The sequence below is a fragment of the Streptomyces venezuelae ATCC 10712 genome, assembly GCF_008639165.1.
GTDB lineage: Bacteria > Actinomycetota > Actinomycetes > Streptomycetales > Streptomycetaceae > Streptomyces > Streptomyces venezuelae.
In genome coordinates, this window is record NZ_CP029197.1 from 8,135,616 (window position 1) to 8,162,285 (window position 26,670).

Consider the following 26,670-nt stretch of genomic DNA (forward strand, 5'->3'; position numbering starts at 1 on the left):
CGCGCGCGGGTTCAGGACCAGGAAGCCACCACCAGCGATCTCTCCGCGGCAGCCAGGTGGACCGCCGAGGCCAGCCACGCGCGGGCGTACCCGTCCGCCGACGCGTCGGTGAGACGGCCGAAGGCGTCCCGGGGGCGGCGGTCCGCCTCCGCCGTCAGGGCCTCCGCGAGACGCGCCGCGCCGCCCAGCCCCGCACGCCGCAGCGGGGCGACGAGGGCCGCCGTGTCCGTGCCGCGCCCCGCCTCGGCCACGGCGCGCCGACCGCCGGCGACCCCCGTCTCCAGCAGCCGCCGCACCCGCCACAGCGGCGCGTCCGCCAGCGGATCGGGACCGTCGGCGACCGGCGGCCCGACCGGAGCGGGGCGCTCCGCAGCGGACGGGAAATGACTGCCCTGCAGCCGGTCGTACCCCAGGTCCGCCCGCCCCAGCCACTCCTCCGGCAGCCGCAGCGTGCACGACGCCCCCGGCACCGGTCCGACCGCGAGCGGCCGGAGCGTCGCCGCCCGCTCCGGATCAGGACGGCCGAGCACCCGTACGACAAGCCCCGGGTGCTCCGCGATCCGCCGCAAGTTGGCGGTGTGCGGCAGCTCAGGATGCGGATGCGCGGGGCGAAGCCGCAGCACCGGGCCGCCGTCGACGACCCGGACCAGGAGATGGTCCCCGGCCGCGCCGACGACCTCGACGTCACAGCCGAGCAGCGCCGCCCCGGACGGTTCGGCCCCGGACACACCGGACCCGTCCGTGCCGTCTCCGAGCGCCGAGACCATCGCCTCCCGCACCGGCTTGGCGAACAACGCCGCCACGGGCTCCTCGGACCAATCCACTCCCCGCACCGGCGTCGCGCTCACGCCACGACCCGCCCCGAGCCGCCCGTCGGCGGAGACGGTCGCCCCGACGATCCGCAGCCCTCCGCGCGCCAGCCCCGCGTGGTCGAGGACCGCCCCGCCGAGCGCCACGGACGCGGCCCCCGCTCCCTTGGCCCGGGCCAGGCCCCCGGGACGTACGTCGGACACGGAGAAGAACGACCCTTCGGCGCCCAGCAGATGCGTCGCCACACCTCCGTACCCGGTCGCGGACAGCACCGGCTCCCGGCACAGGCCGTACACCCACAGGCTGCCGCCCTGCTCGTAGGCCCGGCGCGAGGTTCCGGCCGCCACGGCACCGGCCGACCCGGAGGCGAGCAGCGCGGCACCGGCCAGCAGCTCCCGGAAGGCGCCCGCGAGTTCGCCGAGGCGCTGCCCGTTGCTGCGCTCCCGCGCGGCACGCAGACCCCGTACGACACGCAGCGCGGCGGCCTCGGCACGGGGCAGCCCGGCCAGCCGCGCGGTGTGCGCGGCCCGCAGCAGCTCGGCCTGGACCACCGCCCCACCCGCCGTGACTCCGGCGGACAGCGCCTCGGCCGACGCATCCCACAACGCGCTCGCGGCCCGCACTTGAGCGACGGTGAGGACAGGCGCGGGGCCCTCGCCGGCAGCGCTCCCGACGTCCCCGGGAACGCCCCGCGAGCCGACGGCGCCGCCCGAGCCGGCGGTACCGGCGGAGGCCGCGGCGGCCGACTCCGTACGGCCGCCACCCGAGCCCACGGCCATCCCGGACACCGGCGACATGGCGGGCACTTGATCCCCACCACCGTCCCCGCCTCGGGCAGGCTCCCCGCGCGGCTCCCCGTACGGCTCCCCGCTCTCCGTCTCTCCTCCGTCCGCGATCGGCGCGGCGCCCAGCACCGCGGCCCGGTGCAGACAGCGAGGGGCCAGAAGACACGTACAGACCGCCTGCGCGGCGTCCGTGACGGTGCCCGACGGGCCAGGCCGCAGCGTGACCACCGCGTCCTCGCCGAAGGGGACGTCGACGGAGCCGTCGGCGCCCGGGGCGGCGCGCGCGGCGCAGTCCGCGATCGCCGCGTCCAGCTTCTTGCGCAGCCGCGCGCTCAGTTGCTCCACGGCATCGGCCAGGACTTCGGGGGCGACGGGAGGCAGGACTTCGGTGCTCAACGGCTTTCTCCACGGAGGCGGTCGCCCACCCAGCGGGCGAGGGCGAGCGGGCTGAGGGCGGCCACCGGCATCCCGGCGGCGACGAGTTGACGCGCCACGGGCACCGAGTAGCGAGGCGTACCGGCGTCGTCGAGCGCGGCGCAGCCCAGCAGGTGCGCGCCGGAGGAGGCCAGCGCCCGCACCTCCCCGAGCAGCCCGGCGAGCGGCGCGCCCTCCTCGAAGTCGCTGACCACGACGACGAGGGTGCGGCTCGGCACGGTGATCAGCGAGCGCGCGTGCGCGAGCCCCGCCGCGATGTGCGTACCGCCCCCGACCCGCACCTCGAGGAGGAGCGACAGGGGGTCGTCGACCCGGTCGGTCAGGTCCACCACCTGGGTGGAGAAGGCCAGGAAGTGCGTGGACAGGGTCGGCACACCGCCCAGCACCGCGGCCGTCAGCGCCGACCAGATCACCGACGCCTCCATGGAGCCGGAGACGTCGACCACCAGGATCAGCCGCCAGTCCGCCTCCTTGCTCGCCCGCGTGCTGAACACCGGCCGCTCCGGCACGACCACGACCCGTCCGTCGTCCGTGCGCCGGGTACGGGCCAGGTTGGCGCGCAGGGTACGGGCGAGATCGAGGCGCCCTCCGGGCCGATAGGTCGGGCGCGGGGTGGCCAGACCGGAGAGCGCGGGCCGCAGCCGGGTGGCCAGCTCGCGGGCCAGCTCGTCGACGAGCCGCTTCACCAGCGGCCGCAGCCGCGCGAGCTGGGCCTCGGGCATGCCGCCGGCCAGCGAGAGCACCGACGTCAGCAGCTCCACCGACGGCCGCACCGCCGCAGGGTCCAGCTGGGCGAGCACATCGGACCGCCCCGCGTCGGCCGCCTCGGCGAGCACCTCCTCCCGCACGTCCGTGCCGAACAGCGACTCCAACTCCTGCGACCACTCCCGGGCGGTCGGGAAGGAGGGGTCCTGCCCACCGCCCTGACCCGACCCGCCGTCCAGGTCGTCGGCGCCCTCGCCGCGCCCGCCGCCGTACAGCTCGTCGAGCGCGCGGGCGTAGCGGCGCGCGTCGCCGGTGAGCCGGTCCTTGTGACGGCCCAGGAGGAGCCGCCACCGGTCGGCGAGGCCGAGCCGATGGCCCGCCGCACCTCCAGGGCCCGCCGCCACCGGACCCGTGGCGGCGGCGTCCGTGGCAGGACGTGAGGCACCACCGGTGGCGGTGGTGACGGCGGCGTCGGGCGCGGGCGGGGGCCCGTCGGTCGAGTCCGGACCGAGCTGAGGCAGCGCCTTCAGCGCGGCGAGCCCGGCCGCGTCGGCCGCCGCCCAGAGGGCGAGCAGCTCGGGCGGCGCGTCGAGAGAGAGGTCGAGGCGGTCGCCGAGCCGCTCGGTCACCGTGGTCAGCAGCCGCTCGCGGGCGGCCGGAGCCAGCACGTCGAATCCGCCGCGCAGCGCCGGGAGCCGGTCGAGGAACTCCTGGTCGGCGAGTGAGTCGACCCGGTCGAGCAGCGGGGTGAGCGCCTCCGGCGACGCCTGCAGCAGCGGCCCGGCGGCCGTGAGCAGACCCGCGAGCCGCCTCGTCAACGCCCGCCGCGCGTCAGGGGCGGTCGCTCCGTCGATCCACCCCGCCACGCGCTCGCCAAGACCGGCCGCCGGGTCGAGGTCGAGCATCACCCGTACGGCAAGGGCGGCGCCCTGCATCAACGGCGAGGCGCCGGAGCAGAGTTCGGCGAGTGCCCGGTCGAGCCGGAGGCCGAAGTGGCGGGCGGCCGTCCGGTCGGCGAGGGCGACCAGCGCCCCGGCGTCCGCGGGCGTGTCGCTCCCGGCGAGACCCGGCAGCGCGCGCACGGCGGCCTCCAGGAGCTCGCCGGTCAGGGCACCGGCCAGGTCGCGCGCACCGTCGGTGGTCCCGGGGTAGTGCCCGCGCCGAATGCCCTCCAAGAGGTCGAGTGCTTCGAGGAGTTCGGGCAGGCTCGCGGTGTCCGGCAGTACCGCGGCGGCCTCGCGCAGCCGGGCGTCCACCAGCTCGGGCAGGTCGCAGCGGGCGGCCGCGGTCAGCCCGGTCAGGATCTGGGCCGGTGTGGGGCCGCCCTCGGCCGCCTCGCGGCGCGCGGTCTCGCCCAGGGTTCCGGCGGCGGCCTGGGCCGCGGTGACGCCGCGCGCTCCGGCGAGGTCGAGCCGGGCGGGGACGGACGGCGTCCACTTCAGTCGCCACTTGGTGCCGAGCGCGGTGCCGTCGCCGGTGGCCGCGACGGCCACGGGCTCGCAGTAGGAGGCACCGATGACCAGCAGCCGCTGCAGCAGCACCTCGCGCCGGCCGTCCAGCGGCGAACGCAGCGGATCGAGCCGCACCTCACGAGGCTCGGGCTCCTCCGGTCGCGGCAGCCGCAGGCTGCCGAGCTCGTCCTCGACCGACGGACCGAGACCGGAGCGGGGCGCGCGCGGGCTGATCCGGCCGCGCGCGGTGCCGACGAACACGGCCTCCAGAGCGCGGGCGAGCGCCCGGCCCCGGCCGAGGGGCTCGCCCTGCCCGAGAACGGTGGTGACGGCCTCGAGGAGCTCCCCCCGACCGGGCGCGGGCAGCCCGCGCAACGTGGCCAGGTCCAAGGCCAGCCGCAAGGTCTCGGCGGCTTCGCCGGTCCCCGCGGTGTGCCCCGCCCGGCGCAGCTCTCGGCACAGTCCGGTGAGCGCGGCGGCGGCCGCCGTCCGAATCCGCTCGGGGTCCCCACTCGCGGTGAACACGGCCTGCTGCCAGAGCGGGTCCCGAATGCCCGCGGGATAGCCGGAGCGAGAGTCGAGCAGATCGAAGGAGTACGGCACAAGCGAGGTCACGGCCGCCCCGGTCGCCCCCTTCAGACCGCCTGACTTGCTGACACCACCGGCGCCGCTCGCGCCGCTCGTACGGGTCACGCCGCTGGCACTGTTCGCGCCGGCCCGTACCGACGCCTTCGCCCCGCCCCCTTCGGGGCCCCCGCAGGGGACGTCGCGCGCCTCGTCCAGACACAGCGCGGGCGCGTGGAACGCGCCCACCACGGCGGCGACCCGGCGGCCGCCCGCCGAGGCCGCCGTCACGACCTCGCGCATCCGGGCTTCGCGGGCCAGGTCCGTGGCGGCCACCGCGCTGGTGTCGGCACGCAGGGCCCAGCCCACGCCCAGCGCCGCGCGGCGCACCGCTTCAGGAGAGCAGCCGGGCGCGAGCACCTCCACGGCCCGGTCCCACATGTCGTCGCCGTCCCGCCCGGTCCCGGCGGCCGTCAGCGCGGAAGCGAAGGACCGCCGCCCCGGCGCCTCAGCGGTGCCGACCGCACCGGCGCCTGCGGTCTGGTCAGCCTCGTGGGGAACCCCGGCGGCATCAGGCGCCGAACGCGCCCAGCCGGGGTCGGACAGCGGCAGGTCGCAGCACACGACCTCCACGCCGTGGGCCCGCGCCCAGCGAACCGCCGCCAGCTCGGGCGAGAAGTCCGCGAACGGGTAGAACGAGAGGCCTCCCCCCTCACCCGTCCCGGCCAGCGCGACCGGCGCGACGGTCTCCGGGTCCGCCAGGTGCTCCAGCCATGGCTGGAAGTCGGCCGGCAGTTCCACACAGACGACCTCGGCGCCGGCCTCGTCGAGGAGCGCGGGCACCACCGCGGCCAGCGCCGGACTGTGGTGGCGCACCCCGAGGAGGTACGGGGCGCGCGACGCGGCCAGCGCGTCGACGGCCGCCCGTGGTTCGAGGATCATCAACGCAGGCTCCCACGCAGGTCCCAGAGCCGCCGCCACATCGCCGAGCCGCTCTCGGCCCTGCGGCGCACCGGCCCGTCCCAGTAACCGAGGAGCCGCGCGTGGTCGGCCGGATCGTCCTTGCGGACGACGCCCAGCAGATGACCCGGAAGCAGGTCGAGGACGTCGCCACCCGGCAGATACGCGGCGGCGACGCCCAGCGACGCCGCCACCTGCACCGCCTCGGCGGTGGACATGACCGTGCCGGGCCGCTCGACGTCCCAGCCCTCGGTGGAGCGGCCGGAACGCAGGTCCCGGAAGACGGTGACCAGAGCGTCGAGCACGGCGTCGTCGACACCGAAGGCCGCGCCCGCCCGCTGCACCGCAGCGACGGCCTGACGGCGGATCAGGACGGCCTCGGCGTCGGCGTCGGCGATCGGATCCACGGTCTCGAAGTTGAACCGGCGCTTCAGCGCGGCGGACATCTCGGAGACGCCCCGGTCCCGCAGGTTGGCCGTGGCGATGACCGTGAACCCGGGCACGGCACCGACCACGGCGTCCTCGGTGGCGGTCAGCTCGGGCACGGTGATCCGACGGTCGGACAGGATGGACACCAGGGCGTCCTGGACCTCGGGCAGGCAGCGGGTGATCTCCTCGACCCGCACGACCCGTCCGGTGCGCATCGCGGAGAGCACGGGGGAGTCGACCAGCGCCTGCGGGCTGGGGCCCTGGGCGAGCAGCAGGGCGTAGTTCCAGCCGTAGCGGAACGCGTCCTCCGTCGTGCCCGCCGTGCCCTGCACCGTCAGGGCACTGGTCCCGCTGACGGCAGCCGCGAGCAGCTCCGACAGCATCGACTTGGCGGTGCCGGGCTCGCCGGTCAGCAGCAGGCCGCGCTCCCCGGCGAGGGTGACGACACAGCGTTCCACCAGGGCGCGCTCACCGACGAACTTCGGCGCGATCTCCAGCTTCGACGGCAGTCCGGCGCGGCGCTTGGGCAGGGCGAGCTCCACGCCGTCGCTGCCGCAGACGAACGTGACGACCGCGCGCGGGGTCAGCGCCCAGCCGGGCGGACGCGGGCCGGGGTCCTGGGCGGCGAGGAAGGCGAGCTCAGCGGCGTACCGCTCCTCGGCCGGCTGCACCTGCCGGGCAGGAACGGTCTGTTCGGTGACGGTCATACGGGGATTCCTTCGGGGTACGGGCACGAGGCCCGGCGACAGGCAGGGAGGGCGGGCACGAGACCCGGATGGGATCGGGCAGGGGACGGGTCCCGGCGTGGCGCCCAGAAGAGGCAGCGCCACGCCGTACCGCTGGCAGCCGCAGCCGCAGCCGCAGCCGCAGCCGCAGCCGCAGCCGCAGCCGCAGCCGCAGCCGGCGCCGACGGCCGGCAGCGGGCGGCCGACGGCCAGCGGCCGGACAGCCGACGACCGGTCAGCGGCGTCGTCTCGTACGCCGCACCTTCAGCTCCTCGAAACGCGGCACGTCACCGTCGAGGATCCGCTGCCACGCCCGGGCGAACAGCTCCGCCGCGGGTTCGGTCGGCACCAGCGCGCCCAGGACCGGCCGGCCCTCGGACACCGCCCCGTACATCGGCAGCTTCCACTGCTCGACCGGCAGCAACGGAGCCGACTGCTCGGCCCAGGCCCCGGGCAGGAACAGTGAGCGCCCCGCTCGGGCCCGTACGGCCGGCACCACCAAATCGGTGGCCTCCAGTTCGGCGCGGGCCGCCTTCAGGCGGGCGGGCTTCCACCCGGTCCACCGCGCGGTGTTCCGGTCGGTCGGGTCGGGCATCGCCAGCAGCATCAGGTACAGCGTGGCCGCGTCGGTCCCCAGACCACGAGCCTCGGCGACCTCGGCCACCAGCGCGGGCACCGAACGCGACGGATCCTGCGGCCACCACGTGCCCTCCGCGTCCGGCTCCCCGGCGAGCGGAGCCCCCGGGTCGGCCAACAGCCGTGCGAACACCGGATCGTGGGCGCGCCGCAGGGCCGCCTCGACCGCCGACGGCTGCTGGTCCTGACCGCGCAGCGCCACCAGGTACGGGTCGGACCCGGTGGAGTCGAGGAGCGCGGTCCTGAGCGCCGGCTGGGGCTGGTCGTCGTGCGTGGCCATGAGCACCGCGCCGTACCGCTCGTACTCCGGGGCCGTCTCCGTCGGCGCCCCCGCCACCTTGCGGAAGTCCGGAAGGCTCGTGTACCGCCCGACGGACAGCAGCAGCTCGGGTGCGGCGAGACGCTGCCGCACGGCGGTGAGCGCACCCGGTAGCGCCGCGCGCACGGGGTCTCCCGCGGGCAGCCGATGGGCCAGCCAGGCCGCCAGGCTCATCGCGCCCGCCAGGACGGACGAGGTGAACGGCGCGTCGGCGGACTCCACCGTCACCGGCCGGTCGCCCACGATGTGCCACGGCACGTCGGCACCGAGCTCCGGAGACGACTCCGGGTCGAGCAGCGCCGGGAGGGCCCGGTGCACCGGCCAACCGCTGCGCGCCGCCCGCGCGGCCTCGGCCGCCAGCCAGTCGGGCACCTGCACCCGGCGCCCCACACGCGCGTTCCACACGGCGGCCCCCGCCGCCACGTCGGGGCCCTCGCTCCACAGCCGTGCCGGGTCGGCGGGCAGGAGCGCCGCCACCACGGCCCGGCGTACCCCGACGGACAGCGTCCGCAGTTCGTCGCGGGCGTGCCTGGCCTCGGTCACCTTCAGGCCGAGGGTCTTGCGCAGCTCCGCCGGCAGGAAGTTGTTCTCCCAGCTCTCCACGTCGGGCATGCCGACGAGCACGAGCCGCGCCAGCGGGCCGGAGACGCCGGTGAGCCGGCTGAACTCCTCGGCGGCCTCCGGGAAGAAGGGCGCCGCCTCCGCGCGGGAGGTGGCCTCCCGCAGGAAGGCGGACAGCCAGTCGGCGCCGCGCGAGGGGTCGCCCACAGGCTCGGCACCGCGCACGGTGTAGGGCCCGGGCACCTTGAAACGGCCGCTCGGGTCGTACAGCAGCGCCCCGAACTCCGTCCCGTCGTCGACGGACTGGTTGTGCTCGGTGATCCCGAGCGCCGCCCCGCCGCCCAGCGGCAGGACACAGCGGTGCCACGAGTTGTGGTTCATCCCGTCGGGGGTGCGCAGGTGCGCCGCGTCGAGATGGACCAGTACCCGGCGCCAGTGGGCGGTCGAGACCGCCACCGAGGCCAGTCCCAGTGCCTCCACCTGGCCGAGTACGCCGAGCAGTGCGGCCCGGTGCCCGTCGTCGCTGCCGGGCGCGACGGCCCGGTAGGCGATCGCCGACGGTTCGTCCAGGAGCGAGGTGAAGGGCAGGCCCGAGTACGGCAGTGCGGGCAGGTCGAAGTGCACCCGGCCCGGCGGGACCGTGGCGGTCGTGGCGGCGCCCACTGACGCCAGCTCGTCCAGGAAGCGGTGGGTCACGTCCTCGTCGGTGCCCGACCGGTAGTAGCCGGAGCCCACGATGCCGTTCAGCCCCTTGCTGATCTGGAGATCGGTCGGCCCCGGGACACGGGCCTCGTCCCGCACGGCCGACGGGTCGAGCCGAGCGGCCACCGAGTCGAGCGCCTCCTGCTGCCGCAGGGCGAACCGCAGCACCCGCACCACTCCCGCGATCAGCTCGGGCGTGGAGATCCCCGGCAGCGCGGTGCTCACCAGTTCCGGCAGGTCCGTCGCCCGCTCCGCCGCGGCGGCCGCCTTCAGCAGCGCCCCGGCCGTCTCCGCGTCGGCGGCGCGCAGCGCGGCCGAACCCTCCGGGTCACGCGCGCGCAGCGCGTACAGGTGGGTCAGCGGGGGCAGGGTCGTACCGGCGGTGGTGCCGTAGAGGCCGCTGTGGTCGCCCTCGGCCGTCGTCGTGACCACGCCGTCCGGGTCGCTCAGTGACATCACCCGCCACTCGTTGGTCACGGCCCTGGGCCGGTCGTCGCCGGGGAACGTGAGCGCCGCGACCGGCAGCTCGGAGCCCTCGGGCAGCGTCACGACCCGCCCGGTGGTGTCCTCGGCGTGCCAGCCGTTGCCCGGCAGCCGTACGACGCGCCAGCCCAGCAGACCGTCCGGCGAGGTGCCCGTCGCCGAGCCGTCCACCGCAGGTGCGGGGCGCAGCCACGACGCCCGCGCGACCAGTTGGGCGCCGGACGGGTGGGCGCGCAGCGCGTCGGCGAGGAACCCGGGCTGCGAACGCCGCCCGTACGCCCCCGCCACCGGGTCGTACTCGCCCCAGCCGCCCTCGTCGTGCCGCTCCCCGGGCTGCCACACCCAGTACGAGGTTCCGTCGGAGAGCACCGGGATCTCGTTGGGCAGCTTCGTGTCGCCTCGGTGCAGGACGCCACCGCCGGTGGTGCGACCGCCGCCGGGCAGCCGCAGGCTGGGATTCTGCGACCGCATCGACCAGTACTGGGCGCCGCCGTCCAGGGTGAACACCCGGTCGGGCTCGGTGTGCCAGTAGCCCTGGGCGTCACCGCTGTAGGTGCTCCAGAACACCAGCAAGGCACCGTCCACGTAGTGGAAGCCGTGCCGGTACGAGTGCCCCGACGGCACGCGCAGATCGTGCGTGAGGACCGTGGACTCGGCGTCGATGACCCGCACCTGGACCGCGTTGGCCACGATCAGATGGGGCCAGGCTTCGACGACCGTGAGACCGGAGGCGCGGTCGCGCCCCGGCGCGAGCTCCGCGAGCGCCTCTTCCCACGCCGGCCAGCACAGCTCCTCCCACAGGCCCCCGCGCAGGGTGCGCGCCAGGGTCTCGCCGAGATCGGCCCCGGCCGCGGCCGCGACCTCCTCCGGCGCCAGCGCGAGCGCCTCGGCCGGCAGCCACGAGAGACGGGCGAGCGCCTGGGGCAGCCCGGGCAGCCCGGCCGCCACCGAGTCGCGCGCTACGTCCCGCATCCACTCGGCGAGCATCGGGCGACCGCCGGCCGACGCGGCGAGCCGCCGCATCACGTCGGCCCCGGCCGTGGCGTTGCCGTAATCGTTCGCCCCATGGCGGAACGCGGGCCGGAAACGGGCGTCGGCGGCGAGCGCCACCAGGTCCCGGGGCTGCTCTCCGCGCGCCCAGTCCGACAGATTGAGGGAGTCCTGGCGCCCGTATCCGGTGGGCGGCGCCGGGTCGGCGACCGGGATCTCCAGCGACAGCAGCAGATCCAGCAGGTTCACGTCCTGGACGCCGATCCGCAGGAAGCCCTCGCCCTCGGGCCGGGCAGCCAGCTCGGCGCGCAGCCGCCCGGCCGCCCGGTTCACCAGCTCCAGCAGGGCGGGCGGAGTCGGACGGGGACCCCAGCCCCGGTGCCGTACCGAGTGGAAGCGCTCGAGCCAGCCCACCGCCCCGTCGGCGCACCGCTCCTCCGCCGGAACGTCCGCGCCGGTCAGCCCTGCGTCCGCCCCGGACTCCGCGAGGATGCCCAGCCACAGATCACCGAACTCGGCGTCCTCCCCGGACGGCATCATCGACAGCAGCGTGCCCCGCACGGCGGGGACGCGGCCCGCCAGCGCGACGAGCGCGGCACGGTGCCCCTTCCACCAGCCGCCCGCCGCCCGCAGCGTCGCGGGCAGCGGCAGGAGTTCGGCGAGGTACTCCTGCTCCGCCTCACCCGCGGACAGTCCCGCCGCGCGGGCGAGGCGCCGCAGTTCCACGGCGACCTGGGCGGACGGGGCGAGGCCTCCGGCGGTCCGGCGCACGCACAGCCGCCGGAAGCGCTCGTACGCCTCGGCGGGGGAGAGCCGGGCCGCGAGCTCCTTGCCGTAACTCGTCAGCACCTTCACCGGCAGCGCGCCGGCCAGGGCGAACTCCAGGAAGACGGCGTCCAGCCGGTCCTCGTCCACCGTGAGGCCGTGCTGTGCCTCGCTGGTGCGGGCGCGGCCGAACAACTGGCCGGCGTATGTGGTGTTCTCAACCGCGAGGAACACGCGCGCGGCCTGCTCGTAGAAGACCGGCAGGAAGTGCGGGACGGCCGAGGCGAGCCGCCCGGCCAGCTCGTGGCAGGCGTCCAGTGCGGCCTTGGGCTTGGTCTTCGCCTGGCGGGCGAGCCGGTCCAGCTCCGGCACGACCGCCAGCGCGTGGTGCCCGTCCTGCGGGTGGTGCACGAGCACCCACTCGGGGAAGCCCAGCTCCTGGCGCTGTCCGAGACCCACCACGACGGGCTCCCCGTGGGCCTGGAGACCCAGGAACCCGGCGGCGAGGTCCTCGGCGGTCCCGAGCTCGGCCGCCGCCAGCCGGATCACCACCCGGTCGTCCCCGAGCACCGGGTGACGGTACGTCCGCGCCGTCAGCTCGACCGCCGAGGCGCCCGCTCCGTCGGCGTCGGCCGGGAGCACCGCTCCGGCCTTGATGAGCTCCCTGTTGTCGGAAGCGGTCGTGCTGGTCACGCGTCCCCACCCTCTTCGATCGTGCGGCCGGCGTACAGAGCCGCGGCCATGCGCATCCCCTCGGACCAGGCCACCGGCCCGACCTCACCCAGCCGCATCGCGCGGCCGTCCTCGTCGTGCCAGCTCAGCGAGCCGGTCTCCGACTCGCCCTCCCAGTACGGCTCGCCGATCCACACGGACGCCTCCGTACCGCGGCCCCCGTCGCGGACCTTGCACGTGGCGTAGCCGCCGGACACCCGGTACCCGAGCGCCGTGGCCCGCGCGGCGAGGCCGAAGCGCGAGGCGAACTTCCCGCCCGCGTAGTCCCGCACCTCGGTGGAGCCGGCGGTGGCGGTACCGGGGGTGGTGGCCGTCTCCGGAAGCCCGCCCTCCGGCCTGGTCCAGGTGGCCCGGTGGATCTGCTCCACCCGCTGGGTGATGCCCAGCTCGGCCGCGAAGTCCCGTACGTCGTCCAGGTCGGGCAGGAGCACGGGATGCGGAAGCGTCACCGTGCGCGGGGACAGCCGTACCGTCTCGCCGTCGAGATTGACGACCTTCAACTCACCGTCGGCGGTGGCGTCCCGCAGGAAGCCGACCTCGTCGGGGTCGTCGCCCACCACGGCCATGTCCCGCAGCGCGGACTGCCACGCCTCGTCCGGCCACACCCGGGCGATCAGCTCGGTGGGCACCGGCAGCGAGGACACCATCCAGGTGTCCACCTGGGCCACGCACGCGGCCGCGTGCCGGTCCAGCCACTCGGCGAGCCGCCGCAGCCGGTCGGCCTCGGGATGGTCCCGCAGCGCCTTCGGCAGTGTCTTCAACTGCCGCCCCCCGGCGCGCCGGGCGACCACCCGTCCCTCGTCGAGGGTGATCTCGTACCCCTCACCCGCTGCCAGCCACGTCATCAGCCGTGCCCCTCCGCCTGTCCTGTCAGAATCCGCGCAGCTCGAACCATGGGGTCGAAGCCCCTGAACCGCGGTATGAAGGGAGACTATCCACGGCCACTGACAACGCGTCCGCGGGCTTGTGGACAACTGCGGTCAGTCGTCGAAGAGCGTCCCCGGGCCTGTGGACAACCGCGGTCAGGCGTCGAAGAGCAGGCGGTCGGCCACGCCGAACTGCCGCGCTCCGGCAGCCCCGGGTCCCTGAGCGAGCCCCGGGACGCCCCCGCCGGGGACGCCGTCACCACGGGCGCACGAAGCCCGGCTTCAGCGCATGAGTCGTCGGAGCGTCGCCTGCCACGTCTCACACCACAGCACACCCTGTACGAGCCCCAGGGCCGACACCCGGCAGGCGTCGTCCGTGATCTCCGGCAGAGCCTTCTCGACCACGGGCAGCAGATCCCGCGCGAACTCGCTCCCCGGGCGGAAGTCCAGAAATCTGCTCCGGCGCGTCCTCGGCTCCACCGCGACGGCCCGCACATGGCGGTCCCGTACGGCATCGTCCACGGACGCCAACAGCTCCCGAGCGCGATCGACGGAGACCTCCCGGAGCCCGCACGAGGCGGTCTGGTCGCTCCCATCCCCTTGAGTACCGCAGCAGCCGCGCCAGGCGTCCGCCAGCAGACCGGCCGGCTCAACGGCCAGCGCCTCCCGCACCTGGGCGGCGAACGGCGTCGCGGCCCCCGCGACGACGAAGGGCTCCACATGGAGCAGCAGATCCTGGAGGGCGAACAGCCCCGACGGTCCGCCGTCCGGGCCTCCCTCCCGCACCCACCGCACGCGCTCGTCCAGAATCCCGGCCATCAGCTCCCGCAGCGGCTTCAGGGCCGCGACCCGTTTGGTGACCTTCGGGAACGGCGTCAGGCAGTGCCGTGTGACGGTGTATCCGAGACTGCCGCGCACGGAGCCGGTCAGTTCGCCTCTGATCGCATGCTGGAACACGGGATCGGCCAGCACCGACTCGACCCCTGCGGTTCCTCTCCGCTGGATCCATTGGAGGGCGAAGACGCCCTGCTCGCCCTCAGGTTCACCGAGCGGCATTCCGACCCGCTTCATCAGGGCCAGCAACCCGAGGTCCATGCCGACGCCCCAGAAGTCACCTCCGAGGGAACGGCTCCCCAGCGCCAGCAGGGGCTCACGGGTGGCACCGACCGCGCGCATCCGCGCCGCGACAGAAGCCACCACCGGCTCAAGGCCGGCGACGGGCAGCCGCAGCCCCGCGTACCGCCCGAGGAACGACGTCAGCCAGGCGTCGGCGCCCTTCGCCGCCTCGACGGCATCGGGCTCCGCGCCACCCGTGAACTCGTCCAGCAGGCCGACACGCGCCATGAGACCCAGCCACGCCTCCGCGGCCGCCGTCTTCGCCGCGGCCGAGGAGCCACGGGGCTCCGGCAGATGGGTTCTCAGATACCCGGCCGTGTCCGCGTGCTCGGCCAGGTCCCGCGCCAGCGGCGCCGCCCACGCCTCCCACACGGAAGCCGCCACCTCGTCCAGGCCGCCGTGACGCAGCAACAGGTGGAAGATCTCGGTGTTGGTGTCGTCGGCCTCCAGCGGTCCGGCGACCCCCTCCGCCAACTCCCCGGCGAACGACCGCGGGACCTGCCGCCCCCGAACGTGCGTGACCCCGTCCCTGACGGAGGAGGCGGGGGTACGGCTCTCCTCGCGAAGCCACTCGAGCACGAGCAGGCGCCAGCTCTCGTACGCCTCACCCGCCGACGAACGGGCCGCGAGCTCGGTCCGTACTTCCCGAGCAGCTTCTCGTCGACGACGCCGAGCCTTCGGAACTCCGACACGAGCGCCCTCAGCGCCCCCTCGTCGACACCGCCCAGCCGCTGCTCGGCAGCCCGCGCTCCGGCGTAGAGCGGACGCGCCATCGCGACGCTGCCCGCGGCGGCGAGGATCCGCGCCCCCTCGTCCAGGGCGTAGGGCAGCAGTTCGGGGTGAGGAGCCGTCAGCTTCTCCAGACTCGACCGGAGATCGGTTGCCGCCCGCCCCGGTTTCGTCTCCGCGGTTCTCGCGCACGCACGCAACGGAGCGAGCAGCCCCATCGCCTCCCGTGCCAGCTCAGGATGGGCCCCGCAGACCCGGGACAGCAGGTCCAGGGGCCGTACCGGCACCCGGCCGACGGGTACCGCCCCGCCGGCCTCCGGCACGAGGCCCAGCGCACGTGCCACCGCGTCCTCCGCCTCGAGGGCCCGCGCCACGACCAGCCGGACGAAACACCCGCCGTCCTCGAACAGCGACGACCCGTGGCGCCGCGCGGTAAGCACCTCCTCACCGGGACCGGCCTCACCGGTCAACACCGCGCCCGCGTCGAGGAGCTCGCTCGCCCCGGCCGCCCGCCGCGGCTTCGCCGGCCCGGCTTCAGGGGCTCCGGCAGCGGCGTACTCCGCGCACGCGACGAGGAAGGCCTGGTAGGCGGAGCCCGCGTCGTCCGGCAGGCTCCCCACCGGACCGCTCACGGGGGCGTCCCGCCCGTCGTACAGGCTCGCCACCGCTCTGATCCCCTCGGACCAGACGGGGCGGGGGACCGTGTCGTACGCCCCCGACCCGTGCCGGCCCGCGCAGTCCGGGAACCGGAAGCCGTGCAGGGTCACCGGCGCCGCCGGCCCCTGGTGGCGCAGTTCCGCCACCATGCCGTACGAGCGCCCCTGGTGCCCGAAGGAGAACCCGGCCCGCTCCCCGCCGATCCGCCCACCGAACCGCCGTACCAAGGCCTCGAAGCGCGCACCCGACTCGTGGACGACGCCCTGGAAGACGGCCATCTCCTGATGCGTGGTCAGCGCCCCCGGCGCCGGAGAACAGTCCGGCCGCACGTACACCGCGCGGCTCAACTGCTCGATCCCCTGTTCCCCACCCAGCGGACCGAGCACATCCCGCCAGCGCTCCAGCAGCCCGGAGCCACGCGGATCGAGCAGCACCGGGTGCGGGATCACGACGACGTCGTCGCCCAACTCGCGCTCCGCGCCGTCCAGCCCCCTCACCACCAGCGCACCACCTGCGCGTGCCCCGACCCCCACGAGCACCCCGGAACGCGCCACATCGATCCCGCCGCCCGAACCGTCGGACGGCGCGATCACCGCGTACCGCAGCGCACGCCGCCAGTACGGGTCCGGCCACACCTCCCGTATCAACGCGGCGGGTACCGGCAGGGACTGCGTCATCCACGACTCGACGCACGACAAAGCCCGCGCGGCGTGGTCGCCGATCCACTCCGCGAGCGCGGTCAACTCCCGTACCACCGGGTCGTCCTTGAGCGCCGCCGGCACCTTCTTCACCTCGCGGCCCGCCGCTCTGCGGCAGCGCAGCACCGGCTTCGGCCCGGCCCAGGGATCGAGCGCCAGCTCGTAGTCCCCGGCAGTCCTCCAGACAGTGGTCGAACGGAACATGGTCACCCCCGTGGTGCAAGGCCGCTCGCAGGTCTTCGAGCAGCCGTCCACAACCTACAAGGCACCACTGACAGCGCCCCGATCCGCTCGCTCTCCAGGACGACGCGGCTCCTTCACCGGCGGCTCGCGCAGCGTGAACGTGATCACTCGGAGCGTGAGCGCGGCAGCGATCGAGTGGACCGACCGGAGGGGAGGGAGGAGGCTGGAGATGAGCGCGTCCGGGCGGTGAGGACGGCGACCGAACGGATCCCCTGCCCGGTCGGGAAAGGCCGCGTCATGCGCATGCTGCTGAAGGTCGAGATGAACACCGCAGCCTCCAACGAGGCCATCAAGCAGGGCGCCCTGCAACAGACCGTGGAGCGCGCGCTGGAGGCCATCCGCCCCGAAGCCGCCTACTTCACCGTCGAGAACGGCTGCCGAACGGCCTACATCTTCTTCGACCTGGCGGACCCGTCCCAGATGCCGAAGATCTCGGAGCCTTTCTTCCTGGGAGTGGACGCCAAGATCCACTACTCCCCGGTCATGAACCGTGAGGACCTGGCCAAGGGCCTCGCCGCCCTGGAGCCCCAGAAGTAGCTGCCGCGCGGCGGACCGGCGGACCGGCGGCCCGGCGGCCAGGCGGCCCGGAGGCGGGACCGCGGCCACGGAGGGGCGACCGCTGCCCGGAGGCAGGACGGCGGCCCCGGTCAAGGCGCCGATCCGTCCCACCCACGGGCCCGGACGCTCTCAGTAGGAATGTCCGACGTGTGCGAGAGCCTGCTTGAGAAGCGCTCCGCGGCCGTCGGGCATGTCGTTCTGCACGGCGGGTGAGGCGGCCTCGGCCGGAGTGAACCAGACGAGGTCGAGCGCGTCCTGCCGCGGCCGGCAGTCACCGGTGACGGGGACGATGTATGCGAGGGACACGGCGTGTTGGCGAGGGTCGTGGTAGGGGGTGACGCCGGCCGTGGGGAAGTACTCGGCGACGGTGAAGGGCTGGAGCGAAGGAGGCACACGAGGCAGCGCGACGGGCCCGAGGTCCTTCTCCAGGTGGCGGAGGAGCGCGTCGCGGACGCGCTCGTGGTGCATGACCCGGCCGGATACGAGGGTGCGGCTGATGGTGCCGTCCGCGCCGATCCGCAGCAGCAGACCGATGCTGGTGACTTCCCCGCTGTCGTCGACGCGCACGGGCACGGCTTCGACGTAGAGGATCGGCATCCTGGCTCTGGTCGTCTCGAGTTCGTCCTCGGTCAGCCAGCCGGGCGTGGTCTCAGTCGTGTCGGACATCGCTTGATCATACTTTCCGAGGCGTGTCGTGGCGGGGATTGCGCGCTTCCCGTCCGGGTGGCGCGGGGTGGTCACCGCGGGAGGCGTGCGCCCGGGCGGGGCCCGTCGCGCGTGCCCAGGTCCCGGCCGACGCCCTGGGCTGGGAAGATCGGGGGATGGCACGGACATATGAGGAACTGATCGCGGAGGCCGAATCGGTCTCGGTGGAGGGCTGGGACTTCTCCTGGCTCGAAGGGAGGGCTACGGAGCAGCGCCCGTCGTGGGGCTACCAGCGGTTGATGGGTGAGCGCATGGCGCGTGCGTCGGCGGCCTTGGACGTCCAGACCGGTGGCGGAGAGGTGCTGGCCGGAGTGCCGGAGCTGCCCCGGCTGGTGGCGGCCACGGAGTCCTGGCCGCCGAACGTCGCGAAGGCCACGCGGTTGCTGCATCCCCTGGGGGTGGTGGTCGTGGCGGACGAGGACGAGCCGCCGCTGCCGTTCGCGGACGAGGCGTTCGACCTGGTGGTCAGCCGGCACCCGGTGACGGTGTGGTGGGAGGAGATCGCCCGCGTCCTGAAGCCGGGCGGTACGTATCTGTCCCAGCAGGTCGGCCCGGCCAGCGTGTTCGAGCTCGTGGAGTTCTTCCTCGGCCCCCAGCCCGAGGAGATCCGCCGCAAGCGGCATCCGGACGACGCGCGCAGGGAGGCGGAAGCGGCGGGGCTGGAGGTCGTGGACGTACGGGCGGAGTCGTTGCGCACGGAGTTCCACGACGTGGGGGCGGTGGTCTACTTCCTGCGGAAGGTGATCTGGATGGTGCCGGGCTTCACGGTCGACGGGTACCGGGACCGGCTGCGGGACCTGCACGACCTGATCGGCCGTGAGGGCCCGTTCGTCGCCCACACCACACGGTTCCTGATCGAGGCGCGCAAGCCCGCCGCTTCCTGACCGGCGGCTCATTCCGCCCCCCGTCCGCCCCCACGTGGTGCTCCACCGCCTTCCGGCGGTCATACGTCCCAGGTGACGGGAAGGCTCTTCACCCCGTAGATGTCCGCGGTCTCGGGCCGCAGGGCGACCTCCTCGGCGGGGACGGCGAGGCGCAGCGTGGGGAAGCGGTCGAGCAGCGCGGCGATCGCGATCCGCATCTCGACGCGGGCGAGTTGCTGACCCAGGCACAGGTGGATGCCGTGGCCGAAGGCCAGGTGCCCGCCCTGCTTCCGGTGCACGTCGAGCACGTGGGGGTCGTCGAAGCGCTCGGGGTCGCGGTTGGCCGTGCTGTACGACAGGACGACGGTCGTGCCCGCCTCGACGGTGTGGCCGCCGACCTCGACGTCGACGAGCGCGGTCCGCATGAACGTCTTCGCGACGCTGAGGTACCGCAGCAGCTCTTCGACGGCCTGGTCGATGAGGCCGGGGTCGGCCTGCAGCGCGGCCAGTTGGGCCGGGTGCTGCAGAAGGGCGAAGGTACCGAGGGAGAGCATGTTCGCGGTCGTGTCGAAGCCGGCCGCGAGCAGGATCAGGCTGATGCCCTGCAGTTCCTCGTCGGTGAGGTCGCTGTCGGTCAGTTCGCTCAGCACGTCGTCGGTGGGTTTCGCGCGCTTGGCGGCCACCAGCTCGGCGAGGTAGGTCTGGGTGGCGGTGTACGCCGCGATGAGGTCCTCGTCGCTCGTCTCGCCGCTCATGAACGTGTCGATCTGCTCCTGGAACGAGGCACGGTCCTCGTACGGAACGCCCAGCAGCTCGCAGATGACGATGGTGGGGATCGGCTTGGCGAACGCGGCCACGAGGTCCGCCGACGGCCCGGCCTCCTCCATGGCGTCCAGGCATTCCGTGGTGATCTGCTCGATGCGTTCGGTGAGCAGTCGCATGCGCCGCACGGTGAACTTGCCGACGAGCGGCTTCCGGTAGCGCGAATGCTGGGGCTCGTCCATGAGGAGGAACTCGCCCGGAGGGGCGGGCGGGAGCTCGAAGTCGACGACGTTCAGGAGGTCCTTGCGCGAGCTGAACCGGGGATCGGCCAGTACGGATCGGACGAGGTCGTAACCGGTGATCAGATAGCCGGGCTTGCCGCCGGGATGGGTGCACCGGCTGATGCCACCGTGTTGGCGTGCGTCGATCAGTTCCGCCGGCGGGTCGAAGGGGCACCCGGTCTGACGCTCGGTCGGCAGCGTGGTGACGGTGTGGAGGGACTCGCTCATGGCCATTCCTCGGTCTCGTGGAGGTGGCGTCGTTTGACGCGTCACGAAAGCTACGTTGCGTTCACGATTCCGTCAATCGCCTTCGTGGCCTTCTTGCTGGTAGATGACGAGTAATTGAAGCAATGACGCTGGAGCTGAACGCAACGGCGCATTGCAATGGATGGAGTCGAAGGCAATGCCGTGGGGCTCGTCGACGGGATCGCCCGGGAGCGGGCGGGACGTGGTTCAGGCGCTGAGGATGACGAGGGCGGCGATCGCGGGACCGAAGGCGCCGCCCAGCTGGTAGCCGAGGTTGAACAGGCCGATCGCCGTGGGGCGCAGAGTGTCAGGCGCCGCCTGGCTCGCGTACACCGCGAGGGTGGCCTGGCCGGCGCTGGTGGCGAAGACCGCGAGCGTCGCGGCGAGCAGGAGCAGCGGAGGCCAAGGAGCGAACGCCGCGGTGAGCGGGGCGAGTACGCCGGCGGCCAGCACGATCGTCAGGAGCCGGGGACGGCTCAGCCGCGCGGAGACCGCGGCGAGGGCCATGGAGAGCGTCGAGCCGACGAGGAGGGCGATCATCTGGCCGGTGCCGATCGTGGAGGTCGTCCAGCCGGTGCGGTGGTGGAGCAGCTGCGGGACGGTGAACAGCAGCGTGAAGTACGAGGTCGCGACGGTGCAGGCGAGCAGCGTGGAGAGGACGAACGTCCTGGTCCGCAGCAGGGAGGCCGGGACGAAACCGTCGGGCCGGGTGCGGAGGTGCAGGGCCAGGAACGCCGCTGCCGCGAGGGAGGCGATGACGGCCGGCAGCGGGTAGCGGGGGATGAGGACCAGCGCGGTGGCGAGGATGACGAGGAGCGCGGCGCCACGGCCGTCGAACGGAGTGGTGTCCCGGGGCGCGGACAGGTCGGCGCGGCGCGTGATCGCGGGTACGGCGAGGAGGGCGACGGCACCGACGGCGAGGGAGAGGCGCCAGGAAGCCGCGCCGGCGATCGTGGAGCCGAGGAGGGGTCCGACCGCGCCGAGGATTCCGAAGCCCGCGGTGATCACGCCCATCCGGCGGACCGATCCGGCGAGGCTCATGGCCACGGTGATCAGCCCGGCGCCGCCTATCGCCTGGGCGGCGCGGCCTGCCAGGGCCAGCGGCAGCCAGGGCGCGAGGGCGACGACCGCGGTGCCGGCGGTGATCAGGGCCGCGCCCAGGCGGAGCGTGGGGCGCAGTCCGCGACGGCGCAGCAGCGCCGCCATGAGGGGGGTGCCGACGGCGACGGCCCAGGCGAAGACGGTAACGAGCCAGGTCGCCGTAGCGGTCTGGACGTCGAAGGAACCGGCCATGGAAGGGAGGATGAGAACGGGGCTGTTGGCGCTGGCGGCCAGGGGAGTGGCGAGCAGAGCCAGCCAGAGGGCGGGGACGGGGCGCGGCGCCTGGGCCGGCGGGGCGGGACGGGAACGTTCGAGCAGGGACACGTCTGACTCCGAGGTTGGGGCGAGGGTGATCGGGTGGGGACGGGGCGTACGGGGGCGCGTGCGGTACGAGGACGGGGGCCGGGCGGGTACGGGGGCGACGGGGCGCGCGAGGGAGCGGGGCCGTCAGCCAGAGGAAGCGCTTCAGGCGGAGGTGACGACCTCGTCGTAAGCGAGACGAGCGCCCCGACATCGCGCAGGACCTGTGGCCCGTGGAGCTCTGCGGCCGGATCCAGCGCCTGGCCCGAGTGATCGACAAATCCGTGAAGGCCTCGGCCGCCGCGCACGGCGTGGAGCACGGAGAGTTCGACGTCCTCACCACGCTCCAGCGCTCCGGCCCGCCCTACGCGCTCACGGCCGGAGCCTTCCTGAAGGCGTCGATGGTGACCTCGGGCGCGATCACCAACCGCATCGACCGGATGGAGGCCAAGGGCCTGGTGGAGCGCGTACGGGACACCGCGGACCGGCGCACCATCAAGATCCGCCTCACCGATCACGGCCACGAAGTCACCTGCGCGGCCTTCGCCGACCACCTGGCCAACTACGCACGACTCCTCGCCGACGTGGACCGCGACCTGGTCGCGCAGACCGCGGCCGGTCTGCGACAGATCTTGGAAACCCTCGGCGACACGGGCATCGGAGTAACAGCAGCACGGATCGGGCCCCGCGGGCCGGCCCCGGCCGCGCCACCGGGGCCACGGAACGATCCGCCGCGCGAACCGAACTACGCGCCGGGCGAAAGGAGACGCGCCCCGCCCGCGCTCACCCCACACTCGTGACCATGCTGAGCCGAGTAGCCGTCCTGTCCGACATCCACGGAGTCCTGCCGGCCCTGGAGGCAGTACTCGCCGAACCCGACCTCGTCAGCGCCGATCGCATCGTGCTCACCGGCGACATCACCGCCGGCCCGCAGCCCACCCAGGTCCTCGACCTGCTGACCGGCCTCGGAGACCGCGTCAGCTGGATCGGCGGCAACGCGGACCGCGAACTCGTCGAATACCGGCGGGGCCTCCGCGACACGATCCCGGATCCGATCGCCCCCTGGGCGGCCGAACAGTTACGCGAGGACCACATCGACCTTCTCGCCTCACTGCCGCGATCGCTCCGTCTCCCCGTGGACCGCCTGGGGAAAGTGCTGTTCTGCCACGCCACACCGCGCGACGACGAGGAGGTCGTCCTGGTCGACTCCCGCCTCGACCGCTGGGAGGAGGTCTTCGAGGGACTCGACACCGACGTCCGGACCGTGGTCTGCGGACACACCCACATGCCGTTCGTCCGCCTCGTCCACGGCCGACTAGTCGTCAACCCCGGCAGCGTCGGAATGCCGTACGGCCGACCGGGAGCACACTGGGCCCTCCTGGGCCCGGGCGTAGAACTCCGCACCACCCATTTCGACCCCCAAGCCGCAGCCACCCGCCTCTCCCGGGACTCGTCCTACCCCGACATAGCGGCATGGTCCGACCACTTCCTCCACGCCCGCACAACCGACGCCGAAGCCCTGAAAACCTTCGCCCCCCGGGACGGACGTGACTGCTAAGACGTCATCTCAATTGGTGCGTGAAAGTGGGGATCAGGCTTGCCGTGGTGGGCACTTGACCTACAGGTTGCGCCATACTCCACGAATGACTACACCGATAGGCCCCGTGGTCCTCTTCGATGACGACTACTACATGTACGTCCTCCAGGACCACGCGTCCGCGGAGGCATGGTGGGAAATGCCCGACGAGTACGCCTGTGGGTTCGACGCTCTTGCCAGACCATTGCGCATGACGGGTGAGCCGCATCAGGTCACCCTTGAGCTCCGTGGTGATGAACCGGCCGAGGCAGACCTGCGCCGTCTCGTCGCCGACCACTACCAGCGGTTCCTGCAAGGGCAGACACCGCCCCGAGCGTCCGACCTTTCAGAATTCATTGCGGGACTTCCTGTCGAGGGCTCGTAACGCGACTCTGTTCGTCGGATGGCACGCCAGCGAATCAGCGATGGGCAGTGGTCCCAGATGGTCCGAACGATGCGGCGGGAAGCTGCTGCCACGTGCACCCGTAGGTCGCCACGAACACGATCGCAGCGAGCACCTCGCGGTCACCATGTCGACGCCGGCCACCGCCCTGCGGCCGCGAAGGAACCTCTGGCACTACCTGCTGGAACAAGGGATTCGTCTGATCGGCCGGATTCCGTCGGAGCTCTTGGCGGAGACGGAGGGCGACATTGCTCCCGGAGAAGTCCGGCACCACTGTTAGGCCGCTAGATTCAGTCTGGCCGGCCGTTTCGGCTCATCACATCGACAAGATGAGGATGTCTACGACGTCGTTGGCCGTGGCACACCTGATTGAGCCATGACCTAGTGAAAGGCGGCGAGTTGCCGCTCACAGCTCGTAGGCGAGAAGCGTCGCTGCTGCCCGCGCATATATTGGCCGGGATGGATGAAGTCGAGGCGAGTGGCCAGGCGTGGAGGGACGAGGCGTCAGCAGCGTCAAGGAGGTTGAGCACTAGCCTTCGCATCATCTGATCGTGGGTTGATGCTGTCGTTGACTGATGTCCCGTGGGCGAGGATCGAGCCGTTGCTGCCGGACCGGGCTCCGAAGCGGGTTGGACGGTGGCGTGGTCACCGGCAGGTGATCGACGCGATCGTGTTCAAGTACCACACCAGAACGCCGTGGATGGACCGGCCCGAGTACTTTTGCTCGTGGAAAGGCGCTCACGACGGCCTGCGGAAGTGGGCGGCTGAGGCACCTGGTATTGATCAGAAGCGGTTCGGGTTCCGGGTCGCTGTAGGGGTGTGAGCGATCTGGTGGGGGACGCGCGGCATCTCTGGCCGTCGGCCCAGGAGGCCCTGCGGCTGGTGGCACCGGCGCGGATCCGCCGGTCAGCCGGGAGATCGTCCTGAACTTCGTCTCGGATGCGATGCTGGGCCTGCCGAAGTCGTCCCGGCCGCCGTCCGCGCCGGCAGCCGGGAGGATTCGTGCCGTTTAGGTATCGCGCCACCATCGGGGGCTGTCCAGGTGGTAGTGGACTCGCTCGCGGTCATCGACGGCGGTATCGGGCAGTGCGGCGACGTCGTCGATCCACTGCCGAGTCTTGGCCTCGAAGTCTTCGTGGCCGATCTCGTGGTGGGCGGCGACGTACCGGAGGGCCGGGGGCTTGCCCCACCAATCCTTCTCCGACAAGGCGGCCCTTCGGAGGTAGATCTCGGCGCCGACCGCGTTGGAGTGGACGTACAGTTCCAGGTCCCGTGGGCGGTCCGCGGCGGTCGCGGCGAGATGGAACCCCTGTCGGCTGTAGAGGATCTGCCGCTCGGTGCGCGGAAGGTACTCGGGGTCGACCCACGCGCTGTGGCAGGTGTATCCGGCGGCGGCGAAGGCATCGAGGAGGGTCTCGTGCAGGGGCGTCGTCTCGATGCGGACCGTGTCGACGTCCGTGCGGTCCGCGATGCCGTCGGCATCAACCTCCGTGTACAGACCGATCCGCATCCCGGCCAGCGGCAACCCGCGCACCTCGGAGACCGGGGTCTCCCACTTCAGCCGGTACCGGAGCGGCACCCGGCGTTCCTCGCCCTTCGGGATGGTGAAGAGGCTCGTCACCTCGAAGTGGGCGAGGGTGACGCCGGTGTCCGTGTTGCCGTCCGGCGTCGTGCTCTTGGTGACGGCGGCGGGGGCCACGTCGGCGACCAGGCGCGCGTTGACCGTCCGGATCCGCACGTCCCGGTCGAGCGCGCGCAGTACCACCTCGCCGCGCAGGATCTCCCCGGGGCGCACCGGTTCGTCCGGGAGGAGTGTGTCGGCTTCCAGCGGTATGCCGTCTGTCTTGCGGCCGCTTCCACTGCCGAGCAGTCGTTTGAACACCATGATCCGCACAGTAGCCGCAGCCAGGCCGTCAGGAGCTTGTCGGCGGACGGCTCCGGGGATCCTTTATGCCGCATTACCAGCGTAAGCGCCTCTTCTCGCCCGTCCTCCTCGGCGCCCTGCCCAGGTGAAGGCCCGAGGCCGCGCCTATTGATCAGAAATTCGGGTGGCTGTCCCCCAGTGCTCCGACCAGGCAGCGAACCGCACCGGCACGTCGGCTCGGGTCCAGCGGTGACCTCGTGCTCGTCCAGGCTGGCGAACCCGGGCCGGCCTGAACGTCTCCTTGACTGGCCCGCGCCCTCCGGCGACGCACCAGCTCGGACAGCGGTACTCGACGAGCTGAGAGCAGCGGCAGAAGGCGAGTTCGCCGGGCATGGGTTGTAGCGGGCAGCAAACACCGTGGCCGGAGCGACCGTCAGGGTCGTTGGCGACCTGTGTCCAGGCGTAGTGCCGCTGGACCTTGACGCCCCGCTCCGACCGGCAGCCGACGTCCGGCCCGTTTCGGGAACCGGCTCGGACGGGGTCTTCGCCTGGAACTTCCCGTATGCGTGATGACGGGGTCTGGCGCTCGCTCGACCATACGGGCGGCGACGATGCGGCCGCTGAGACGGCAGGCGTACGGTGAGGCCAGACCGTTCGGCTTTGTAGGGGAATGCCTCATGGAACAGCGGACTTTGGGAACCCAGGGCCTGGTCGCCTCGGCGATCGGTTATGGCGCGATGGGGACCGCCATCGGCTACGGTCCCTCGGACGATGCTCGGGCGATCGCCGCGATTCGGCGCGCGTACGAGATCGGTGTCACTCACTTCGACACGGCGGAGATGTACGGCTGGGGCGAGGGCGAGAAGCTCCTCGGTCGCGCCCTCGCCCCGATCCGCGACGAGGTCACGATCGCGACGAAGTTCGGCCTCACCCCGGCCACGGGCCCCAACTCGCAGCCCGACCACATCCGTGAGGTGGTCGACAACAGCCTGCGCAATCTCCACACCGACGTTATCGACGTGCTGTACCAGCACGCGCCTGACCCCGGCGTGCCGATCGAAGAAGTCGTCGGCGCGATGCGGGAGTTCGTCGACGCGGGCAAGGTCAGGTACCTCGGTCTGTCCAACGCAGGCGAGGACACCATCCGCCGCGCCCACGCCGTGCACCCGATCTCGGTCCTGCAGAACGAGTACTCGCTCTTCGCGCCCCGCGACACCGCCTCTCTCTTCCCCGTCCTGGAGGAACTCGGCATCGGCCTCATCGCCTACTCCCCGCTCGCCCGCGGCTTCCTCAGCGGCGCGGTGCAGTCCCGCGACCACTACACCGCCGACGACTTCCGCCAGGGCCAGGCCTGGTGGGGGCCGGAGAACTTCGAGGCCAACCTCGCCATCGTGGGCAAGCTGACCGAGCTGGCCGAGGGCAGGGGCGCCACCCTTGCCCAGCTCTCCCTCGCCTGGCTGCTGGCGCAGAGGGAGTACGTCGTCCCCATCCCCGGCTCGCGGAACTCCGATCGCGTCGACGAGAACACCGCCGCCGTCGACCTGGTTCTCACCGTCGCCGACCTTGCCCGTATCGCCGAGATCGTCCCCGACGGCGGGCTCGCCGGGCACGTCAACTGACCCGCGTCACCCTCAGCCTGCCCGGCGCTGA

Annotated in this window: 18 protein-coding genes and 1 pseudogene; 7 read left to right on the top strand and 12 right to left on the bottom strand. The window is 73.1% G+C overall.

Translation table 11 applies throughout. From position 1 onward, the window contains the following. Positions 1-11: 11 nt before the first annotated feature. From DEJ43_RS36925 to DEJ43_RS36950, 7 genes are all read right to left on the bottom strand, one after another. Positions 12-1,991, bottom strand: a complete 1,980-nt coding sequence (locus DEJ43_RS36925; protein WP_015038567.1) for an SWIM zinc finger family protein — start codon at positions 1,989-1,991, stop codon at positions 12-14. Continuing rightward, a complete protein-coding gene (locus tag DEJ43_RS36930) occupies positions 1,988-5,692 on the bottom strand; it encodes a DUF5682 family protein (RefSeq protein ID WP_015038568.1) in 3,705 nt (1,234 codons plus the stop codon). The genes DEJ43_RS36925 and DEJ43_RS36930 overlap by 4 nt, the downstream gene beginning before the upstream one ends. Continuing rightward, a complete protein-coding gene (locus tag DEJ43_RS36935; protein ID WP_015038569.1) occupies positions 5,692-6,846 on the bottom strand; it encodes an ATP-binding protein in 1,155 nt (384 codons plus the stop codon). The genes DEJ43_RS36930 and DEJ43_RS36935 overlap by 1 nt, the downstream gene beginning before the upstream one ends. A 253-nt stretch (positions 6,847-7,099) precedes the next feature. Then, positions 7,100-12,013, bottom strand: coding sequence for a hypothetical protein (locus DEJ43_RS36940; protein WP_015038570.1), 4,914 nt, complete (start codon positions 12,011-12,013; stop codon positions 7,100-7,102). Continuing rightward, the gene (locus DEJ43_RS36945; protein WP_015038571.1) at positions 12,010-12,897 is read right to left on the bottom strand and encodes a DUF4132 domain-containing protein; all 888 of its coding nucleotides are present in this window, start codon (positions 12,895-12,897) and stop codon (positions 12,010-12,012) included. Before DEJ43_RS36945 ends, DEJ43_RS36940 begins: the two co-directional genes overlap by 4 nt. A gap of 303 nt (positions 12,898-13,200) precedes the next feature. Then, on the bottom strand, positions 13,201-14,406 hold the full coding sequence (locus tag DEJ43_RS37715; protein WP_041663313.1) for a hypothetical protein: 1,206 nt from the start codon (positions 14,404-14,406) through the stop codon (positions 13,201-13,203). Beyond that, positions 14,337-16,322, bottom strand: coding sequence for a DUF4132 domain-containing protein (locus DEJ43_RS36950; protein ID WP_145953737.1), 1,986 nt, complete (start codon positions 16,320-16,322; stop codon positions 14,337-14,339). Before DEJ43_RS36950 ends, DEJ43_RS37715 begins: the two co-directional genes overlap by 70 nt. Before the next feature lie 276 nt (positions 16,323-16,598). Here DEJ43_RS36950 and DEJ43_RS36955 point away from each other — a divergent pair, with 276 nt between their 5' ends. Beyond that, positions 16,599-16,898 carry a hypothetical protein gene (locus DEJ43_RS36955; RefSeq protein WP_041664602.1) on the top strand — a complete coding sequence of 100 codons (300 nt, stop codon included), beginning with the start codon at positions 16,599-16,601 and terminating at the stop codon, positions 16,896-16,898. Between the two features lie 150 nt (positions 16,899-17,048). Here DEJ43_RS36955 and DEJ43_RS36960 read toward each other — a convergent pair whose 3' ends face one another. Beyond that, positions 17,049-17,585 carry an NUDIX hydrolase family protein gene (locus tag DEJ43_RS36960; protein ID WP_041663315.1) on the bottom strand — a complete coding sequence of 179 codons (537 nt, stop codon included), beginning with the start codon at positions 17,583-17,585 and terminating at the stop codon, positions 17,049-17,051. A gap of 155 nt (positions 17,586-17,740) precedes the next feature. Here DEJ43_RS36960 and DEJ43_RS36965 point away from each other — a divergent pair, with 155 nt between their 5' ends. Continuing rightward, the gene (locus DEJ43_RS36965; RefSeq protein ID WP_015038576.1) at positions 17,741-18,508 is read left to right on the top strand and encodes a class I SAM-dependent methyltransferase; all 768 of its coding nucleotides are present in this window, start codon (positions 17,741-17,743) and stop codon (positions 18,506-18,508) included. A gap of 59 nt (positions 18,509-18,567) precedes the next feature. On the opposite strand, the gene DEJ43_RS36970 is transcribed toward DEJ43_RS36965, so the two are convergent. Both DEJ43_RS36970 and DEJ43_RS36975 read right to left on the bottom strand, forming a co-directional pair. Further along, positions 18,568-19,758 (bottom strand): cytochrome P450, encoded by a 1,191-nt coding sequence (locus DEJ43_RS36970; RefSeq protein ID WP_015038577.1) that lies wholly within the window; start codon positions 19,756-19,758, stop codon positions 18,568-18,570. Positions 19,759-19,983: 225 nt separating this feature from the next. Beyond that, positions 19,984-21,201 carry an MFS transporter gene (locus DEJ43_RS36975; RefSeq protein WP_015038578.1) on the bottom strand — a complete coding sequence of 406 codons (1,218 nt, stop codon included), beginning with the start codon at positions 21,199-21,201 and terminating at the stop codon, positions 19,984-19,986. A gap of 245 nt (positions 21,202-21,446) precedes the next feature. Here DEJ43_RS36975 and DEJ43_RS36980 point away from each other — a divergent pair, with 245 nt between their 5' ends. From DEJ43_RS36980 to DEJ43_RS36990, 3 genes are all read left to right on the top strand, one after another. Next, the gene (locus tag DEJ43_RS36980) at positions 21,447-21,977 is read left to right on the top strand and encodes a MarR family winged helix-turn-helix transcriptional regulator (protein ID WP_324603803.1); all 531 of its coding nucleotides are present in this window, start codon (positions 21,447-21,449) and stop codon (positions 21,975-21,977) included. 2 nt (positions 21,978-21,979) lie between these two features. Then, positions 21,980-22,735: a metallophosphoesterase family protein gene (locus tag DEJ43_RS36985; RefSeq protein WP_041664604.1), complete on the top strand. Its 756-nt coding sequence runs from the start codon at positions 21,980-21,982 to the stop codon at positions 22,733-22,735. Between the two features lie 85 nt (positions 22,736-22,820). Next, a complete protein-coding gene (locus tag DEJ43_RS36990; protein ID WP_015038581.1) occupies positions 22,821-23,138 on the top strand; it encodes a hypothetical protein in 318 nt (105 codons plus the stop codon). Between the two features lie 37 nt (positions 23,139-23,175). Here DEJ43_RS36990 and DEJ43_RS36995 read toward each other — a convergent pair. Then, positions 23,176-23,346 (bottom strand): annotated as a pseudogene (locus DEJ43_RS36995) (transposase); the annotation flags it as partial. Positions 23,347-23,715: 369 nt separating this feature from the next. Between DEJ43_RS36995 and DEJ43_RS38840 the strand changes: the two are divergent. After that, entirely contained in the window at positions 23,716-23,979 is a 264-nt protein-coding gene (locus DEJ43_RS38840; protein WP_078508839.1) for a transposase, read from the top strand. A gap of 186 nt (positions 23,980-24,165) precedes the next feature. On the opposite strand, the gene DEJ43_RS37005 is transcribed toward DEJ43_RS38840, so the two are convergent. Beyond that, the gene (locus tag DEJ43_RS37005) at positions 24,166-25,041 is read right to left on the bottom strand and encodes a sporulation protein (RefSeq protein WP_041663317.1); all 876 of its coding nucleotides are present in this window, start codon (positions 25,039-25,041) and stop codon (positions 24,166-24,168) included. A 656-nt stretch (positions 25,042-25,697) separates the two neighbouring features. Here DEJ43_RS37005 and DEJ43_RS37010 point away from each other — a divergent pair. Beyond that, positions 25,698-26,639, top strand: coding sequence for an aldo/keto reductase (locus DEJ43_RS37010; RefSeq protein ID WP_041663320.1), 942 nt, complete (start codon positions 25,698-25,700; stop codon positions 26,637-26,639). The last annotated feature ends 31 nt before the right edge of the window (positions 26,640-26,670 follow it).

Coding starts and splice junctions, on each gene's coding strand:
- DEJ43_RS36930 (WP_015038568.1), bottom strand. CDS start 5,692: ATGATCCTCGAACCACGGGCGGCCGTCGACGCGCTGGCCGCGTCGCGC.
- DEJ43_RS36935 (WP_015038569.1), bottom strand. CDS start 6,846: ATGACCGTCACCGAACAGACCGTTCCTGCCCGGCAGGTGCAGCCGGCC.
- DEJ43_RS36945 (WP_015038571.1), bottom strand. CDS start 12,897: ATGACGTGGCTGGCAGCGGGTGAGGGGTACGAGATCACCCTCGACGAG.
- DEJ43_RS36950 (WP_145953737.1), bottom strand. CDS start 16,322: ATGTTCCGTTCGACCACTGTCTGGAGGACTGCCGGGGACTACGAGCTG.
- DEJ43_RS36955 (WP_041664602.1), top strand. CDS start 16,599: ATGCGCATGCTGCTGAAGGTCGAGATGAACACCGCAGCCTCCAACGAG.
- DEJ43_RS36960 (WP_041663315.1), bottom strand. CDS start 17,585: ATGTCCGACACGACTGAGACCACGCCCGGCTGGCTGACCGAGGACGAA.
- DEJ43_RS36965 (WP_015038576.1), top strand. CDS start 17,741: ATGGCACGGACATATGAGGAACTGATCGCGGAGGCCGAATCGGTCTCG.
- DEJ43_RS36970 (WP_015038577.1), bottom strand. CDS start 19,758: ATGAGCGAGTCCCTCCACACCGTCACCACGCTGCCGACCGAGCGTCAG.
- DEJ43_RS36985 (WP_041664604.1), top strand. CDS start 21,980: ATGCTGAGCCGAGTAGCCGTCCTGTCCGACATCCACGGAGTCCTGCCG.
- DEJ43_RS36990 (WP_015038581.1), top strand. CDS start 22,821: ATGACTACACCGATAGGCCCCGTGGTCCTCTTCGATGACGACTACTAC.
- DEJ43_RS38840 (WP_078508839.1), top strand. CDS start 23,716: ATGCTGTCGTTGACTGATGTCCCGTGGGCGAGGATCGAGCCGTTGCTG.
- DEJ43_RS37005 (WP_041663317.1), bottom strand. CDS start 25,041: ATGGTGTTCAAACGACTGCTCGGCAGTGGAAGCGGCCGCAAGACAGAC.
- DEJ43_RS37010 (WP_041663320.1), top strand. CDS start 25,698: ATGGAACAGCGGACTTTGGGAACCCAGGGCCTGGTCGCCTCGGCGATC.